This window comes from Brucella sp. 22210 (assembly GCF_052045675.1).
Lineage (GTDB): Bacteria > Pseudomonadota > Alphaproteobacteria > Rhizobiales > Rhizobiaceae > Brucella.
In genome coordinates, this window is record NZ_JBQEPD010000004.1 from 276,240 (window position 1) to 292,384 (window position 16,145).

Here is a 16,145-nt window from a genome sequence, read left to right on the forward strand (position 1 = left end):
GATGAAAGATTATCTCATAGCCTATGTGGTGACAGCGGTTGCATTTCTGGCAATCGACTCCGTGTGGTTATCCAACATGGCGAACGTGTTTTACCGCCCTGTCATGGGCGACATGCTTGCGCCGGGTTTTCGTCTCGCACCAGCTGTCGTTTTCTATGTGATTTTCGTGTTTGGACTGGTTTTCTTTGCGGTCAAGCCCGGACTTCTGGCCGGTAGTGGTACAGTCACGCTCGTTCACGGGGCGCTTCTCGGATTCGTCGCTTATGCGACTTATGATCTGACCAATCAGGCCACTTTGAAAAATTGGTCGTGGACCCTGACAATCGCAGACATGGTCTGGGGCACTGTCCTGTCTGCCGCGTCAGCCTATATTGGCTATGGGGTTACGTCGCGGATCAGCGGCTAGGTTGGAGTAAGCATATGCAAAAATGGGGTCTTCTGGCCGTCTTCGTCTTTGTCATCATTGTTGTAGGAATGGCAATCGGCATCGGTTTCCCGCCGGGCGAATGGTATGCAGCGCTTCAAAAGCCGTGGTTTACTCCGCCTAACGCAGCCTTTGGCCCCATCTGGACGATACTTTATATCTTCATTGCCATTGCAGGCTGGCGCACATGGATAAGTGATAGCGGGTGGAAGCGGCGCGGACCGTGGTTTGGCCAGATGGTATTGAACTTCATCTGGACGCCGATTTTCTTCGGCGCTCACATGACCGTGCCGGGGCTTGTCGTAATCATCGGCGTCTGGTTTTGCGTGCTTTTGTTTATCATGCGCGCATGGCAACCAGATCGCATCTCGGCGCTGCTATTCGTGCCATACCTCATATGGCTATCGCTGGCGACAGCGTTGAATGCGGCAATTGTCGTGTTGAACTCATGAAAAAGGCGGCAAATATGCCGCCTTTTTCATTAGATGCCGATCAATGGCTGCACGAGCCGCATAAGCCAGCTCTGGAACTTGAGCGGCGCGTCAGTCACCGCAAGACAAATGCAATCGCCATCCGGTGAGGCAATCGGCTGATGCACGAGATCAGCATCCGCTTCCTCAATGTCACCGCGCGCAAAAAGCCCGGTTCCATCATTGAAACTGCCGCTCAACACCAATGTCAGTTCGCGACCGCCATGCCCATGTTCTGGCACCGGCTTCCCAGCGGGAATTCGCAAAAGTCGAACCTGCGTTTCGCTGTCGCCGGTCTCGATTGGCACCTGATAAGCACCCCGGCCAAGCGATTTCCATTTCAGGTCCGGCAAATCGCCACCGACATAGGATCGCAGCGGTTCCGGTATCACGGCAGGCTGCTTTATCTCGAACCGCGGTGCCGATTGTTCCATTGATTGCGGTGTTTTCTGCAACCTGTCCTTGAAATTATCCCATGTGGATGCTTCGAGTTTCTGCGGCTCAACCGCGTCAAGAAGCTGCCCGCCAATCTGTTCAAACTGCTTGAGCCTTGAACGGCAGGCCGGGCAGAGCGCAAGATGAGTGGCGACTGCGATGCTCCAACCCTCGGCCAACGTGCCTGCAGCATAGCTTGAAAGGAGTTCGTCGCTCAGATGATGCTTGATATCCATCAGTGCGCTCCCGAATTATCGAGCGCTGCGCGCAATTTGTTGAATGCCAGCCGCAGGCGGGATTTAACCGTGCCAAGCGGGAGGTTCAGCTTCTTTGCGATGGCGCTATGCGTGCTTTCCTCGAAATAAGCGAGTTCAAGCAAGGTGGATTGCTCCTTCGGCAAGTCAGCCATTGCCGCGCGCAACTGGCTGGCGGATTGCCGCTCGGCAATCCTCAGGTCAGCGGGCTGTTCCTCATCCGGCACAAAGGCCGGATCGGTTGGGTCGAACTCCGGGCGCCGGGCGCGTCGCACCGCATCGATGCGCTGGTTTCGTGCGATGGTGAAAATCCAGGTGGACAAGGCTCCTTTGGCAACATCGAACTGATCTGCCTTGTTCCAGACTGCAATCATGGTCTCTTGCATTAATTCTTCCGCTGTTTGCGTATCAGCAGACAGTTTGGCCATATAAGCCTTCACCCGGGGTGCGAAATGCTTGAAAATCACCTCGAAAGCGTCCACGTCGCGTCGGGAACGGACCGCCAGCATCAATTCCTCCATTGAGGGCTGATCTTCAGGTGCGGTCTGTCCATTCATCCGTATTAAACCCCATCCGCTCAGATGTAGCGAAGCCAGAACCTGTAAATTATGCTGAGCTTCCATGTGCCACTGTTGCGAGAGGAACGAAACTTTTGTGTTCATCAGCTTTATACGCAAACAGATTTAATCTGGATCACACCAGATTTCAAATGTAGGGCGTCATCACAAGCAGCACTCTGGAACTCTGACTTTTCAGCAATAAATCATGCATCAGCTGAGTGAATTCATAACAGCCCAGCAAGCTCTTATTTTGCTCGCGATCTTATGGCTCACCAAACGCTTTCTCGTAATTGATCTCAAACGTGCGAAAGCTGTCAATCGCGGCTTCGATGCACCGTTCTTCATCTTTTTTGTCGAGCGACATGGTTTCAAGCAAAGCAACAGTCTTCTTCCAGCCGGCCAGGTTTCCGACCTGCTTTGCCAGGTGTCGCGCACCGTACCCGGCGCCGAGACCAAGCAATCGCGCCTTCTGGATGAGCACTGTTGCCCCCAAAGCGGAACCTTCAAGCACGTATAGCGTACCAATCGCTGAAGGCAGATCGACAGGCACCCTTGCGTCGAACTGCAATTCCGGCTTCTTCAGTTCTTCCCCGTCCGACAGGTCCGCATAATCCATTTGAAGTTCAGATTGAATTTTATGATTGTCCCAATCTGAGAATACTCGTCTCAGGTCACTGACATCCAGTAATGTTTCCAGAGCCAATCTGCTGTGCCAGGTGGCTTCCAGATATTTCCGGTAGGCGTCCAACGAATTGAACATGCCATATAACGAACCAAGCCTGTCAATCCGTTCGTGGTAGGGTGCAGTAGCCGCCTTCAAATCCCATCGACGTTGCAGGACGGTGCGTTGATTCATTAGCAAAACTTTCCATCGTTCGTTACACGGGCCAAGACCACATAATATCGTTATGAATAGATTCCGTGCATTACGGCATCGTAATGCTCTTCGATTTCCTGTGTGCACTTGCACGACTTGCGCTTCAAAGCGCTCTTGTCTTTTATGATAAATAATCCACGCCTGGTGACAATGATACCCTCATTGCGCAATTGACCGATAATGCGCGTTACAAATGTCCTGCCGACGCCAAGCATTTCCGACAACTGATCATGCGTCATCTCGAACTGATCTGTGCCGGTTCGTTCTGCCGCTGATAGCAGCCATTTGGCCGTTCGCTGTGTTATTGTATGGGTCGCGTTACACGCGGCCGTTTGAAATACCTGAGCCATCAGACAATCAGAATAGCGCGCAAACCAGTGCCGAAGCGAAATGGAATCCAGCTTCAACTGTTCGAGTGCAGCCGTTTTGATCCTGACAAAGCTTCCCGAGTTGCGAACGATGGCGGTGGCATAGGCGGGTAAACTGCCGTTCGACACAATACCTCCTACAGCCCCTTCCCTTCCGATCAACGCAATCTCGACAGCGCTGTTGTCTTCGTCGACCCAGCGCTGAAAACTCGCCAACGCGGATCCGCACGGAAACCAAGTGTGAACAACATCGTCTCCGGCCTTCTGCAAAACAGCCTCCGCCTCAAGTTCGTAGAAGACCGTATGGGGCAGCAGCTTTTGTCGGTCTTCCTCATTGAGCATCATCAGAAGCAAATTGCCCGACATCTCGTGGGTCGATGTTAAATTCATACAGTCGAGTTCCTCTTTTCGCGGCCGTTGTGTCCAATAGTGGACGGACGATCCTTTCGGTCTATGTTACTTTTAGACGTAATTAACGTAACCCCTTGAAAAGACGGGTTTGTTTGTGTGCTCCATCGTTGATAATACAATCTCAACGGATATTTTCGTTTGTCAGCGGTCTCAACGTCTTGCCGTTTTCAGCTCTCAGATAGTTTAGCAATCCTGCAAAAGGTGCGCTCACGAACGGTTAAGTCCGGGAAAGTTCTGCCGCAATGGATGTGTCCGAACCTGTCAATCTCACCAATTGTGATCGCGAACCAATCCACATTCCAGGTTCGATCCAACCGCACGGCGCAATGCTCGTTATGGATCAGTCTGGCCAAAATCTCCTTTTTGCTTCTGCCAATATTCCATGCATAACGGGCTATAGAGGGGATTTGATCCCTGGCACCGCCATTTCTTTGATTGTTGGCGAGAAAAATGCGCATGATTTCCGGAACGCCGCCGCCAAAGCGAGAGAGCCGGGCTTATCGTCTGTGGTACTTGGGCTTCGCTTTCCAGGCAAGTCCACGCTTTTTGACGCTGTGATCCACACGCATCTGGGAAAGACTTTCGTCGAAATAGAGCCCTGTGCGGATCGAGGGCAAAGTGCTCGTCAGGCACTTGATCTCACGCGTAGCGTCATCCATCGCATTGGTCGCGAGGAAACAGTAGAGAGGGTCGCTGCAACGGGCGCGCGCCTCGTCAGGGCCATGCTGGGTTACGACCGCGTGATGATTTATCAATTTCTCCATAACGGAGCAGGTCGCGTCATCGCGGAGGCAAAATCACCCACGCTTGGCAGCTTCATGGGACAGCATTTTCCTGCATCGGATATACCCCTCCAGGCTCGACGTCTCTATCTTGTCAATACAATCAGGATGATTTCCGACACATCCTATCAGCCCGTTGCACTTTGTCCCTCACTTGCAGCAGATGAACCTGCTGTCGACATGTCCTTTGCACAGTTGCGCAGTGTTTCCCCGATCCATTGCCAATACCTGCAGAATATGGGTGTCTCCGCTTCTTTGTCGATTTCGATTGTTGTTGATGGTGAACTATGGGGCCTGATTTCCTGTCATCACGACAGCCCGAAAATCACCCCTCTTCCCCTGCGGATAGGAGCTGAACTGTTCGGGCAGTATTTTTCGCTACATATAGCCGATTGTGACAGACGAAAAACACTGCAGATCACAGCAGACGCACGAACCAAGCTCGACACTATTGTATCGCAGCTGAGTATCAGTGATGAAATTCGCGACAGTCTGGGAGAACAACTCAGCCGGCTTTCCGAACTGGTTGCAGGCAACGGAGCTGCATTGTGGATGAACGGGCAGTGGCGTCAAAGTGGCGATACGCTCAACGAACATCAAACGCGCCAACTGCTCAAAGTCGCAGGCGATGAATCTCCACGCGAGCTTTGGGCAAGCCAGGAAATCAGAACCCACTTGGCCGACTATGCCGGAAGCGTTGCAGGCATGCTCGCAATTCCACTTTCCATGGCGTTCAGTGATTATCTTGTCCTGTTCCGCAATGAGGAGGCCCACGCCATCGAATGGGCGGGAGAGCCGGTAAAGACCACCGTCGAAACACCTTTCGGTTCCCGATTAACGCCCAGAGGCAGCTTTGACACCTGGCGGGAAGAAGTTCGCGGGCGTTCAACGCCCTGGACCACGACAGATCTCTCAGTAGCGCAGTCGATTGGCACTTACTTACGCGACGTCATCCTTCGGCAAAATGAGCTGTCTGAACAGGAAAGAGCGAAAACTGAACAGCGACGTCGGGTGTTGAACGCCGAACTCAATCATCGCGTTAAGAACATTCTTTCGCTGGTCAAGTCGATTGCGCTTCAGACAGGAGCCAACGCTGCAAATGTTGCTGACTACGCTCAAACGCTTGAAGGGCGATTACGCGCGCTCGCATCGGCACACGACCAGTCTTTGGACGGCGAAAACGGCGGTTCGCTAGCAGATTTGCTCAAAACCGAAGTCAATCTTTATAGTGACACACCGGGTCGCATAACTCTGGAAGGTCCACCAGTCCATCTCGATCAAAGAGCATTTGGCGTTATCGCCATGGTCTTTCACGAGATGATGACAAATGCTGCGAAATATGGCGCTCTTTCGGTTCAGAAAGGACGCCTGAAAATCAGGTGGAAACTGGCAGCATCCGGTGATTGCGAAATATTCTGGAACGAAGCCAATGGGCCATCCGTTACCTGGCCGTCACGAACGGGGTTCGGTAGCAAGCTGATAAGAAATTCTTTCGAATACGACCTCCGGGGACAAGCCAGGATCGAATACCATCGCGATGGGCTTCAAGCGCAGTTTTCTGTTCCATCTCTATATGTGTCGCAATTCAGCGATGAATTGAGAACGCCAGATATTCCAAAAGACGTTGTTGAGAAAACCCACATGAATGGAATGAAGATTCTGGTTGTCGAAGATCAGAGCCTGATCGCCCTTGATATGGAGAACACCTTACGAAAATTGGGTGCCGAACATATTCATCTTGCCTCCAGTGCGCCAGAGGCATTTGAGATGATTGAACGATCCAAACCCAACCTTGCAATCCTCGATTTTAATCTGGGAGACCGTACTTCGGAGAATATCGCCGAATTGCTTCTAAAGCTGAAAATCCCTTTTCTTTTTACGACAGGCTATAGCGACAGGGTGCTCATCCCCGAAAAGCTTCGCGACATAACCATCGTGCGCAAGCCCATAAGCGATTCTGCAATCGCAGCGGCCATCAACTCCGCTCTCGGATAGAGTATTCTAACGGTTTGACGAGATAGAGAGAATTGGAAGACGATCATCGCCGACGACCAATCCTACCAATAGATTGCCGGTCAAGACTGACAGGGTAGCTGCGAAAATACGAGCCACCCTGTTTGTTCCGATAGTCATTGAGCCATCTGTATCCTTGCGGTAGCACTTGTTGCTATCAGAGTTGCTCCAGCGATCGCTGCCACAGCAGAGAACAGCAGACTTCCTGCAGCTCCTTGCAGATCGACGAGTACCCCACCGAGGACCGCACCGCTCGATATCGCTATTTGAAATGTCGTCAGCATCAATGCACCCGCGCTCTCCGCTTCGTCTCCCGCAGCGCGTGTTGTGAAACTTTGTGCGCTTACCGGCACCGCTCCAAACGCTACCCCCCAGATCACTGTTGCCACGATGGCCACAATGGGCACAGAGCCGAAAACAAAAAGCACAATCGTTGCCAGTGACAAGCCAGCCGCCGCGATCGCCAAAGACATTCGGGTGCTTCGTTCAGACATAAATCCGCCCAGCAAGTTCCCAAAGAAACCACCGATGCCAAATGCAAGCAATATTCCCGAAATCGAGTCGATACCGAACTGCGGGACATTCTCCAGAAATGGCCGGATATATGTAAAGCTGGCAAAATGAGCGGCAACGACAAAAAGAAGAGTGGTCAGGCCGACCCGAATAACAGGACGGCGTAACACCGCCACGAGTGTACGAATGCTGGCATCGCCAGAAGAAGGCAGCGATGGCACTGTCAAAAGCTGTACGATGAACGTTACCGCTCCAATAGCCGCTGCAACAAAAAAGGCATAGCGCCATCCGAACGTCGCCCCGATCCAAGCCCCCAAAGGCGCTGCGCACACCGTGGCCACCGACACTCCTGTCATGATAACAGCCATGGCTCTCGGTAGAATCTTACTGGGCGCAAGCCTCATCGCCAATGCAACGGACATTGCCCAGAAGCCGCCCAACCCTACGCCCAGAAGAATTCTGGCCGCGTAAAGGGCAGTCAAACTGTTTGCAAAAGCCGACAAGAGACTGGACAGGATGAGTGCGAAAGTGAGACTTAAAAGAACGTAGCGCCGGTCGAAGCGCCTCGTTCCAATAACGATGCCCGGTCCAGCGAATGCGGCGACGATTGCGGTCATTGTCATTGATTGCCCGGCGGCGCCCACACTCACACCAAGGTCGGCTGAAATCGGCGTGAGCAGACTAACCGGCAGAAACTCAGCGGTTACGAGCCCGAAAACGCCAAGAGAGAGCGAAATTATAGCAGGCCACACCGCCCCCTCTATCCCATCCCGGGATTCATTTCGCGTGTTTATCTTCATGTCCATGGCGAACTCCATTTCCTAAGTTAGCCAGAAAATAGGAGTGACGCCTCGTTGTTTCTATGATAGTAAATCCGAATAACATGACAATTCGTCCAAATCTGCCGAGACCACAATGATCGATCCACTTACGGAGATTCTGCGCGGCATAAGACTTGACGGCGTTGAATATGGCCGCTGCCAGCCATGTGCTCCATGGGCAACTCTGTTCCCATCCGGTGAGCCGGCGCGGTTTCACTTTCTGGCATCAGGTTCAGCCTGGATTCAATCGCCGGATGGAGATTGGCATGAGTTGAAGCCTGGCGATGCTGTCCTGCTCCCGCGCGGAGATGGACACGTGATTGCCAGTACACCCGGCATCACACCCGTACCCATCAGCGACTTTCCAAGTAAGAGCGTAGACGGCATCGTCAATGTCGAATGCCCCAACGCTGACGCTCGGAATCTGCTTTTCTTTGCCGTGATGAAATTCAATTTGGACAGATTCCATCCCCTTCTTCAACTGATGCCGGGCTTTATCCGAGCAAACGACTTTGCAATCAAGGAACCTTCCATTCCGTCTCTGCTTGAAAGCATGTCGCGGGAAGCCGAAATGAACCGCGTTGGAGCCTGTGGGATCATGGCACGGCTGGCCGATGTCCTGACCGCAACGATGATACGCAGTTGGGTCGAGCATGGATGCGGTGAGGCAACAGGCTGGCTTGCTGCGTTGCGCAATCATGAAGTGGGTCGGGTACTTGCGGCAGTTCATCTTGACCCCGCGCGCCATTGGTCTGTCGAAGAACTGGCAAGCATTATGGGCGCGTCACGGTCGAGTTTTGCCCAGCGATTTCTTGATATCGTAGGGGAAACCCCTGCCCGTTATGTGGCACGCACGCGTATGCAGCAGGCCCATCAGTGGTTACGTGAAGGCCAGCGCGTCGCCTCCATTGCCAACAAACTTGGTTATGATTCCGAAGCGTCGTTCAGCCGTGCTTATAAGAGAATAATTGGCACGCCTCCTAGTTTTCACCGCCTCGCTTCAAGAGCGTGATGAAGTCATCAAACGGGTTCGAGCTATTCTTAGATAAAAACCCAGAAATTCGGACAAAACCTATGTGAAAATTAAAGCCCAGGAGAGTTGTAGTCAGCTCTCCTGGGCCAGCATTGCCTTCAATATTGTTACATCAGATCAACCGGTTGGCGTGTCGGCCGAAATCACGCCCTTATCCTTCAGGCGTACCCAGAAGGAAGCTGGAATTTCCTGCTCGAACCAATCGACATTTGCCTTCATCTGCTCGCCATTGCGAGCACCCGAAACGACCGTGACCACAGCCGGATGCAGCGTAGGAAAGGCCAGCGCAGCCGCTTGCATGGTAATCCCTTCGGATTCGCATGCCGCTTGGATCTCATCGACACGGCCAAGGAGATCACCCGGCGCTTCAGCGTAGTTGAACTTTCGATTGCCTGCCAGAAGACCGGAGTTGAATGCGCCCGCCACGACGATACCAACGCCTGCGCGGTGGCAACGGTCGAGAAGATCAAGGCTTTCCTGCTCAAGCAAGGTATAGCGGCCAGCGAGCATGGAGACGTCGATGTCAAATTCCTGCATCGCGTCGGATACGACCTGCCATTCGTTGACCCCTAAACCGACGGCCTTTACCAAACCTGCAGAACGCAGTTCTCCAAGCGCCTTGAACCCGCCACCCTTGGTCAGCTGGTCCCAATAGTGTTGATGACGATCGCCGTGGGTGGCGCGACCAATGTCATGAATATACAGAACGTCAGGAGCAAACACTCCAATGCGCTGGCGGCTTGCTTCCAAGGAACGCATGATCGCGTCGTAACTGTAATCATAAGTCGGTCGGAATGGCAGCGGCTCCACATAAGCGTCTTCTTCTGGCCCGACCGTTTCGTCCGGCACCATGATACGCCCAACTTTCGTGCTGATCACATACTCGTCGCGCTTGTACTCCGTGACCATGGTGCCGAGGCGACGCTCTGAACGCGTATAGCCATAAAATGGCGCTGTATCGAAATAACGGATACCAGCATCCCAAGCCGCATCGAAAGCACTCAGAGATTCCTGATAACTCGTCACTCGATAGAGATTACCCATCTGTGCACAGCCGAGACCCATTAGCGTGAACGAGACGTCACGATTGCGCAACTTGCGTTTGTCTGAAACCTTCATGATGAGCCGATTCCCAATCCAACAGAAAAGAGCGCGCGGATATGTTCCGCGCGCCAGCCTTAACTTAGTAAAGAACGTTCTTCGCTTCCGGCTTGTCGACATTGTCCTTTGTGACAACAACGACACCAGTATCGATTGTCTTTTCGACCTTTTCCTTCTTGAGCAGCTTCAGCAGCGTCGCAACGCCTATATCGCCCATCTGGTATGAGCCCTGAACAACAGTTGCAGAGAGTGTGCCGTCCTTGACGAATTCCTGCAGATCCTGGTTCCCGTCGAAACCGATTGCGGTAACCTTACCCGCCTTGCCTGCCTGCTTGATCGCCCGGCCCATGCCGATTGCGGTCGGCTCATTCGCTCCAAAAATACCCTTCAAGTCACTGTTGGCAGCAAGAACATCGGTCGTCTGGTTAAGCGCAGTGGCCATCTGCGACTGTGAATAATACGGACCGACGATTTCCAGTTTCGAATTGGCCTTAATGTAGTCGGTAAAGCCGCCCACGCGACCGATTTCGGACCCAGCTCCAGCAACATAAGACATAACCGCAATTTTGCCGGTGGTTCCGACCTTGTCGATCAGAGCTTTAGCAGCGAGCTCGCCAGCCTTTTTATTGTCCGTTGACAGGAAGGACTGATAATATTTCTCGGCACCGTCGGCGAGTTGGCTGTCGATGATGACAACCGGGATGCGCGCTTCCCAAGCCTTTTTCACAGCTGGCACGAGCGCATCAGGATCGGAAGGTGCAAGGAGTATGGCGTCGACTTTACGGTTGACTGCATTTTCGACCATATTGACCTGATCGGCGATAGCCGACTCCGATGCAGGTCCCTGGAAAGTCATCGTGTGCTCACCCTTTGCGTTGGCAATGGCAGCATCAGCACCCTTCTGAACGTTCTGCCAGAAGGTCGAATTGACCGTCTTGACGATAACAGCAATTTCACCAGCCGAAGCAGTGGACAATCCGCCAAAGACCATAACCGAAGCGAGAAGCGCAGTTTTGAATTTACCCATTTTTTCCTCCAACTAACCGAACCCGACCGGAGCTCGAAACGGGGGAAGGCCCTACCCTTCCCGTCCTCCTCTTCAGCGGCGATTGCGCAATTGGTCGATCCAAACGGTGACCAGAATGACAAGGCCGATGATGATTTGCTGAGTGAAGGCGGAAACGCCATTCATGTTCAAACCGTTGCGCAAAATGCCGATGACGAACGCACCAATGAAGGTTCCGGAGATCGTACCTACCCCGCCGATTAATGATGTCCCGCCGATAACCGCACTGGCGATGGCATCAAGTTCATACATGACGCCCTCATTCGGCTGTGCCGTAACCAATCGCGACATCAACACACAGCCGGTCAATCCTGCGAGCGTGCCTGAAATCAGATAGGTATAGACGGTTATCCGCGAGACGTTGACGCCCGACAGACGCGCGGCAACAGCGTTGGAGCCAATGGCATAGATATGTCGGCCGAACACAGTCCGATTGAGAACGTATGCAGCAATAACCGCAATTAGTATCATCAGGACAACGGGATAGGGGATGCCCGGAAAGGTAACGACCGGAAATCCCTGTTCATCGATAGATTCGAACCGGAAGAGCGAACCATTACCCAAAACACCGAAGCTTTCTCCCAATCCTGACACTGCGCGGGCGCCGGTTATCTGCAACGCAACACCACGGGCAATCAGCATCATGCCGAGCGTGGCGATAAAGGGAGGTAACTTCAACTTTATGACAACGAGCCCGTTGATAAGTCCACAAAGCGATCCTGTCAGAATGCCGAGCAGCATTGATATCCAAATGGGCAGCTGTAATTCCTTGACAGCCAGCGCGGCGACAACGCCGGCAAGCGCAAGTACCGAACCAACAGACAGATCAATACCACCGGTGATGATCACATAGGTCGCACCGATGCCAAGCAATGCAATCGAAGTAACCTGAAGCGCAATTGTCATCCCATTGCCGACAGTAAAGAAAGCGCTGCTCGTTGCGGAAAAGATCGCAGCCAGCACGACAAGACTGCCGAGTGCAGCAAACTTCTGAATAATATCCTTTTGCCGTTCACTGAGACGCCGTCCTTTCCCTGCCGGGACTTGTGGCTGCTCTTCCGGTTTGTCGCTGATTAGGTCCACCATGCTGATTATCCTTATTCGCCGCGCCGACCACTGCCGGACGCGTAATGCATGATCTCTTCCTGATTGGTTTCTCGCGTCGTGAGCGTCGCAGCGATGCGCCCGCCATGAAAGACCGCGATGCGATCAGACATCCCAAGTACTTCCGGCAATTCAGAACTGATCAAAACGACCGCGATACCACGCGCCGCAAGCTCGTCCATGATCTGATAGATTGCGAATTTCGCTCCAACGTCGATGCCACGAGTCGGCTCGTCGAAAAACATGACCCGCGGCTCACGAAACAGCCATTTGCCAATGATAATCTTCTGCTGATTGCCACCAGACAGAAGGCGAACCGGCTGATCGAGACTCGGCGTCTTGATGTTCAGGAGATCAACATAATGCTGGCTCGCGTCCCGTTGCTGCTTTCGGTCGATGACGCCGAGACTGTTACTGACCGCCTGCATGCGCGCCATTACCAGATTGGCATCGACGGGCATCGCGATGGCCAGACCTTGAGCCTTGCGATCTTCAGACAGGTAAGCGATGCCTGCATCGATCCCGCTACGTGGATCTGATACCTTCAGTTCTCTGCCGTCGAGCATAATCGTGCCCGCATCAAGCGGATCAGCACCGAAAATTGCCCGCGCTACTTCCGTTCGTCCCGCGCCCATCAGGCCGGCAAAGCCGAGAATTTCACCACGACGAATATCAAAGCTTATGTTTTCGAAGACATCGCGTCTTGTCAGGCCTCTCACCGAAAAAATGACATCGTCAGCAGGCTGACGGGTCGGCTCGGGAAACTTGTCTTCCAATGAGCGCCCAACCATTCGCGCAACGATCTCATCGACAGTGAGGTCAGCAAAATCATCGGTCGAGACATATCGTCCATCGCGCAAAACCGTAACGCGATCAACAATTTCCTGCATCTCATCCAGCCGGTGCGAGATATAAATAATGCCGGTGCCCTGTCTTTTCAGGTCACGGATCACCTTGAAGAGAAGCTGCGCCTCCTGTTCTGTCAGAGACGAGGTCGGCTCGTCCATAATCAGCACATTTGCGTTCAGGGAAAGTGCCTTCGCGATTTCCACCATCTGACATTGGGCGACCGAAAGCGTTCGCACCTGCACATTTGGATTGATACGAACTCCGAGCCGATCCAAGCAACGCTTGGCATCTGCGATCAACTTCTTTCGATCGACCAGAAAGCCCCGCCGAGGTTCCCGCGCGAGATAGATGTTCTCTGCAACGCTCAGATGTGGCACAAGGTTAAGTTCCTGGTGGATGATGGCGATGCCAGCCGCTTCCGACTCCAGCGTCGAAGCGAACCGAACGGGCGCACCCTTATAGGTGATCGAACCTGAATTTGGCTGGTATACACCGCTGATGATTTTCATCAGCGTCGATTTGCCGGCGCCATTTTCTCCGCAGACAGCATGAACCTCACCGGCGCGCAGATCGAAACTAACGCCCGAAAGAGCTTTCACTCCTGGAAATTCTTTCGATACGTTGTCGAGCTTCAACAGCGCAGGAGCTGTTTCAGATGACTTCTTTGCAGAAAGACCTCTCATCGCGCTCCTCCTCCTAAAGCTCTGACAAAAGTTGCCACTTGATGGGGTAAAATAGAAATTTGGTCAAGCCGCTTTCTCGAAATTTATTAAGAACTGTGTTAGAATGGAAGAAAAGACATCGAAAATGATCACTCTCAGCAATTTTGGTCTTACCAAATGATTGAAACCAGACGTGTCTACCAGCAGATAGCGGATCAAATCCGCGAATTCATCGATGCAAGTTCAGTGGTAGCCGGATCGAGGCTGCCGGCTGAGCGTGATCTTGCGCAGCAACTGGGTATTTCCCGTCCATCGCTTCGCGAGGCGCTAATCGCGCTCGAAATTGAAGGCGTCATTGAAATTCGATCTGGATCCGGCATCTATGTGCGGACTCCCGCCGAAACAGATGTGAACGATCAGTCATTGGGAGAAAGCCCTGTTGAATTAATGCAGGCCCGAGTTTTGATCGAATGTGGTTTGATCGCGCAATGCGCGGCACAAATCAGCGAGCAAGCCTTAACAGAATTGGAAAGCGTTCTTGAAGCAATGACGCGAGAAATCGAAGCCAATCGAAAGCCTGTCGAACACGATAGACAATTTCATATTGGCCTCGCATCAGTGGTGGGAAACAGCGTTCTGACCAATATGGTGATCACGCTTTTCGATGAAAGACACAGCCCGATCTCCGAACGGATGCAACGGCGTACGGAGAGTCCGAATACGTGGCGATCAGCGGTTGAAGAACATCACGCCATCTTAATTGCGTTACGGGCGAAAGACCCTTTTGCGGCGCAAGTCGCTATGCATGCACACCTCACTGCATCCGAGCGCCGATGGGTTGAAGAGTAGCATTGAACTACTGTTGGGAGGTCGAGCCATATAGACTTCAAGGCATCAAATAGGCCAGAGCTTCTTCATAAGAAGCGGCCCTAGATCGAAGAACGGAGCAAAACATCGTCAAACCGCGCCGCCATAGCAGTCTAACCGTGGTGCACAAACGGAATGTGATTGCCAGTCTGAAAACCTGTCTATTTCCAAGAGTTTGACAGAATCAAATTTGCTGCGATCTGAAGCGCATTATTCTCTGGGTGCATTTGTGCTGAAAGTTGGGGAGAAATCCATAACGTTGTGAGTTTACCATTGAGGAAGTCTCGCCAAGAATAAGCCTGTCCTGCGGTAAATCTTCTAGACTGATAAACGGCCTCGAAAATGCCATGGAGTTCAAGAGTTGACTGCCTCCAAAATAGACACGTAGTTGGCGACGCCACTCCCACCCATATTGAAAACGCCTGCAAGATCGACACGCGGCAACTGCAAAGCTCCTGCTTCACCCACTAGCTGCATGGCCGACATGACATGCATGGAAACGCCAGTCGCGCCCACGGGATGGCCCTTGGCCTTCAGGCCCCCCGAACGGTTGACCGGCAGACGCCCGTCCGCCGTTGTCCAGCCTTCTAGAGCGGTGCGTGCCCCCTCTCCCGGCGCGGCAAGTCCCATAGCCTCGTAGGCTAACAACTCGGCAATGGTGAAACAGTCATGCACTTCGACGAAGGAACGATCATCAATGCTGACACCAGCATTTTCAAACGCGCCAGCCCAGGCTTGCTCCGCCCCTTCCAGACGGTGAATTTCTCGTTTGGAAAGCGGCATGAAATCACTGACATGCACCGCTGAGCGGAACCGCACAGCGCGTGTAAAACTGCCTGCATTATCATCGCTTGTCAGGACGAGCGCCGCTGCCCCATCAGAAATGGGCGAACAATCCGTTCGACGCAGCGGACCCACGACGAGCGGGTTCTTGTCGCTGACTGTTCGACAGAACTCATAGCCCAGATCCTTACGCATCTGCGCATAGACATTATCGACACCGTTGCGATGGTTCTTGGCCGCAATCTGCGCCAACGCATCGGACTGGTCACCGTAGCGCTGGAAATAAGCCTCGGCGATCCGAGCAAATACGCCTGCAAAGCCAGCCTTTATCTCGTTTTCTTCCCTGCGATAACTCGCGCCAAGCAAAGCGTCGCCAACACTCGCTGTGGTACCGCCAGTCATTTTCTCGGCACCAATAACCAGCACTGTTCGGCCATCGCCGCTGCGGATGAAATTGCGTCCGGCGTGAATTGCCGCACTCCCAGATGCGCAGGCATTTTCACACCGCGCCATCGGCTTGTAACGTAGCTCGGGAAGCGATTGCAGAACCAGACTGGCCGGAAAGTCCTGCTTTGCCATACCATTATTGAACATGCCAATGAAGACGGCATCAATGTCACCAGGCTCAAGACCCGCATCCGCAATGGCCGCACCTGCAACATCCGCGATCAACGCTTCCGCGTCCTTGCCCTCGTGCTTACCGAACGGCGTGTGAGACCAGCCTACAATGAGAGGATTGCTCATTCTCAACT

15 protein-coding genes are annotated in these 16,145 nt (G+C 53.0%); 5 read left to right on the forward strand and 10 right to left on the reverse strand.

The genetic code is table 11. The annotated features are described in order from the left end of the window. Position 1: 1 nt before the first annotated feature. Both ACTJKP_RS08355 and ACTJKP_RS08360 read left to right on the forward strand, forming a co-directional pair. Positions 2-406 carry a DUF2177 family protein gene (locus ACTJKP_RS08355; protein WP_440630298.1) on the forward strand — a complete coding sequence of 135 codons (405 nt, stop codon included), beginning with the start codon at positions 2-4 and terminating at the stop codon, positions 404-406. A gap of 14 nt (positions 407-420) precedes the next feature. Next, positions 421-876 (forward strand): TspO/MBR family protein, encoded by a 456-nt coding sequence (locus tag ACTJKP_RS08360; protein ID WP_440630299.1) that lies wholly within the window; start codon positions 421-423, stop codon positions 874-876. Between the two features lie 29 nt (positions 877-905). Here ACTJKP_RS08360 and ACTJKP_RS08365 read toward each other — a convergent pair whose 3' ends face one another. From ACTJKP_RS08365 to ACTJKP_RS08380, 4 genes are all read right to left on the reverse strand, one after another. Then, positions 906-1,565 carry a ChrR family anti-sigma-E factor gene (locus ACTJKP_RS08365; protein ID WP_440630300.1) on the reverse strand — a complete coding sequence of 220 codons (660 nt, stop codon included), beginning with the start codon at positions 1,563-1,565 and terminating at the stop codon, positions 906-908. Further along, positions 1,565-2,140, reverse strand: a complete 576-nt coding sequence (locus ACTJKP_RS08370) for a sigma-70 family RNA polymerase sigma factor (RefSeq protein ID WP_425277888.1) — start codon at positions 2,138-2,140, stop codon at positions 1,565-1,567. Before ACTJKP_RS08370 ends, ACTJKP_RS08365 begins: the two co-directional genes overlap by 1 nt. Before the next feature lie 265 nt (positions 2,141-2,405). Next, complete coding sequence (locus ACTJKP_RS08375; protein WP_440630301.1) at positions 2,406-2,999, reverse strand: biliverdin-producing heme oxygenase; 594 nt, start codon at positions 2,997-2,999, stop codon at positions 2,406-2,408. A 50-nt stretch (positions 3,000-3,049) separates the two neighbouring features. Then, the gene (locus tag ACTJKP_RS08380) at positions 3,050-3,778 is read right to left on the reverse strand and encodes a Crp/Fnr family transcriptional regulator (protein WP_078340013.1); all 729 of its coding nucleotides are present in this window, start codon (positions 3,776-3,778) and stop codon (positions 3,050-3,052) included. Positions 3,779-4,041: 263 nt separating this feature from the next. On the opposite strand from ACTJKP_RS08380, the gene ACTJKP_RS08385 reads away from it, so the two are divergent. Beyond that, positions 4,042-6,576 carry an HWE histidine kinase domain-containing protein gene (locus tag ACTJKP_RS08385; protein ID WP_440630302.1) on the forward strand — a complete coding sequence of 845 codons (2,535 nt, stop codon included), beginning with the start codon at positions 4,042-4,044 and terminating at the stop codon, positions 6,574-6,576. Between the two features lie 134 nt (positions 6,577-6,710). Here ACTJKP_RS08385 and ACTJKP_RS08390 read toward each other — a convergent pair whose 3' ends face one another. After that, positions 6,711-7,913, reverse strand: a complete 1,203-nt coding sequence (locus tag ACTJKP_RS08390) for an MFS transporter (protein ID WP_440630303.1) — start codon at positions 7,911-7,913, stop codon at positions 6,711-6,713. A gap of 109 nt (positions 7,914-8,022) precedes the next feature. On the opposite strand from ACTJKP_RS08390, the gene ACTJKP_RS08395 reads away from it, so the two are divergent. Continuing rightward, positions 8,023-8,940 (forward strand): AraC family transcriptional regulator, encoded by a 918-nt coding sequence (locus ACTJKP_RS08395; RefSeq protein WP_113534597.1) that lies wholly within the window; start codon positions 8,023-8,025, stop codon positions 8,938-8,940. 138 nt (positions 8,941-9,078) lie between these two features. On the opposite strand, the gene ACTJKP_RS08400 is transcribed toward ACTJKP_RS08395, so the two are convergent. The 4 genes from ACTJKP_RS08400 to ACTJKP_RS08415 all read right to left on the reverse strand — a co-directional run bounded on the left by ACTJKP_RS08400 (position 9,079) and on the right by ACTJKP_RS08415 (position 13,764). Continuing rightward, complete coding sequence (locus tag ACTJKP_RS08400) at positions 9,079-10,080, reverse strand: aldo/keto reductase (RefSeq protein WP_440630304.1); 1,002 nt, start codon at positions 10,078-10,080, stop codon at positions 9,079-9,081. Between the two features lie 64 nt (positions 10,081-10,144). Beyond that, positions 10,145-11,089, reverse strand: coding sequence for an ABC transporter substrate-binding protein (locus ACTJKP_RS08405; RefSeq protein ID WP_078340008.1), 945 nt, complete (start codon positions 11,087-11,089; stop codon positions 10,145-10,147). A 72-nt stretch (positions 11,090-11,161) separates the two neighbouring features. Next, positions 11,162-12,214 carry an ABC transporter permease gene (locus ACTJKP_RS08410; RefSeq protein ID WP_440630305.1) on the reverse strand — a complete coding sequence of 351 codons (1,053 nt, stop codon included), beginning with the start codon at positions 12,212-12,214 and terminating at the stop codon, positions 11,162-11,164. 11 nt (positions 12,215-12,225) lie between these two features. Further along, the gene (locus tag ACTJKP_RS08415) at positions 12,226-13,764 is read right to left on the reverse strand and encodes a sugar ABC transporter ATP-binding protein (protein WP_440630306.1); all 1,539 of its coding nucleotides are present in this window, start codon (positions 13,762-13,764) and stop codon (positions 12,226-12,228) included. Positions 13,765-13,920: 156 nt separating this feature from the next. On the opposite strand from ACTJKP_RS08415, the gene ACTJKP_RS08420 reads away from it, so the two are divergent. After that, on the forward strand, positions 13,921-14,592 hold the full coding sequence (locus tag ACTJKP_RS08420; RefSeq protein ID WP_078340005.1) for a FadR/GntR family transcriptional regulator: 672 nt from the start codon (positions 13,921-13,923) through the stop codon (positions 14,590-14,592). A 372-nt stretch (positions 14,593-14,964) separates the two neighbouring features. On the opposite strand, the gene ACTJKP_RS08425 is transcribed toward ACTJKP_RS08420, so the two are convergent. After that, a complete protein-coding gene (locus ACTJKP_RS08425) occupies positions 14,965-16,137 on the reverse strand; it encodes an acetyl-CoA acetyltransferase (RefSeq protein WP_440630307.1) in 1,173 nt (390 codons plus the stop codon). Positions 16,138-16,145 lie beyond the last annotated feature (8 nt).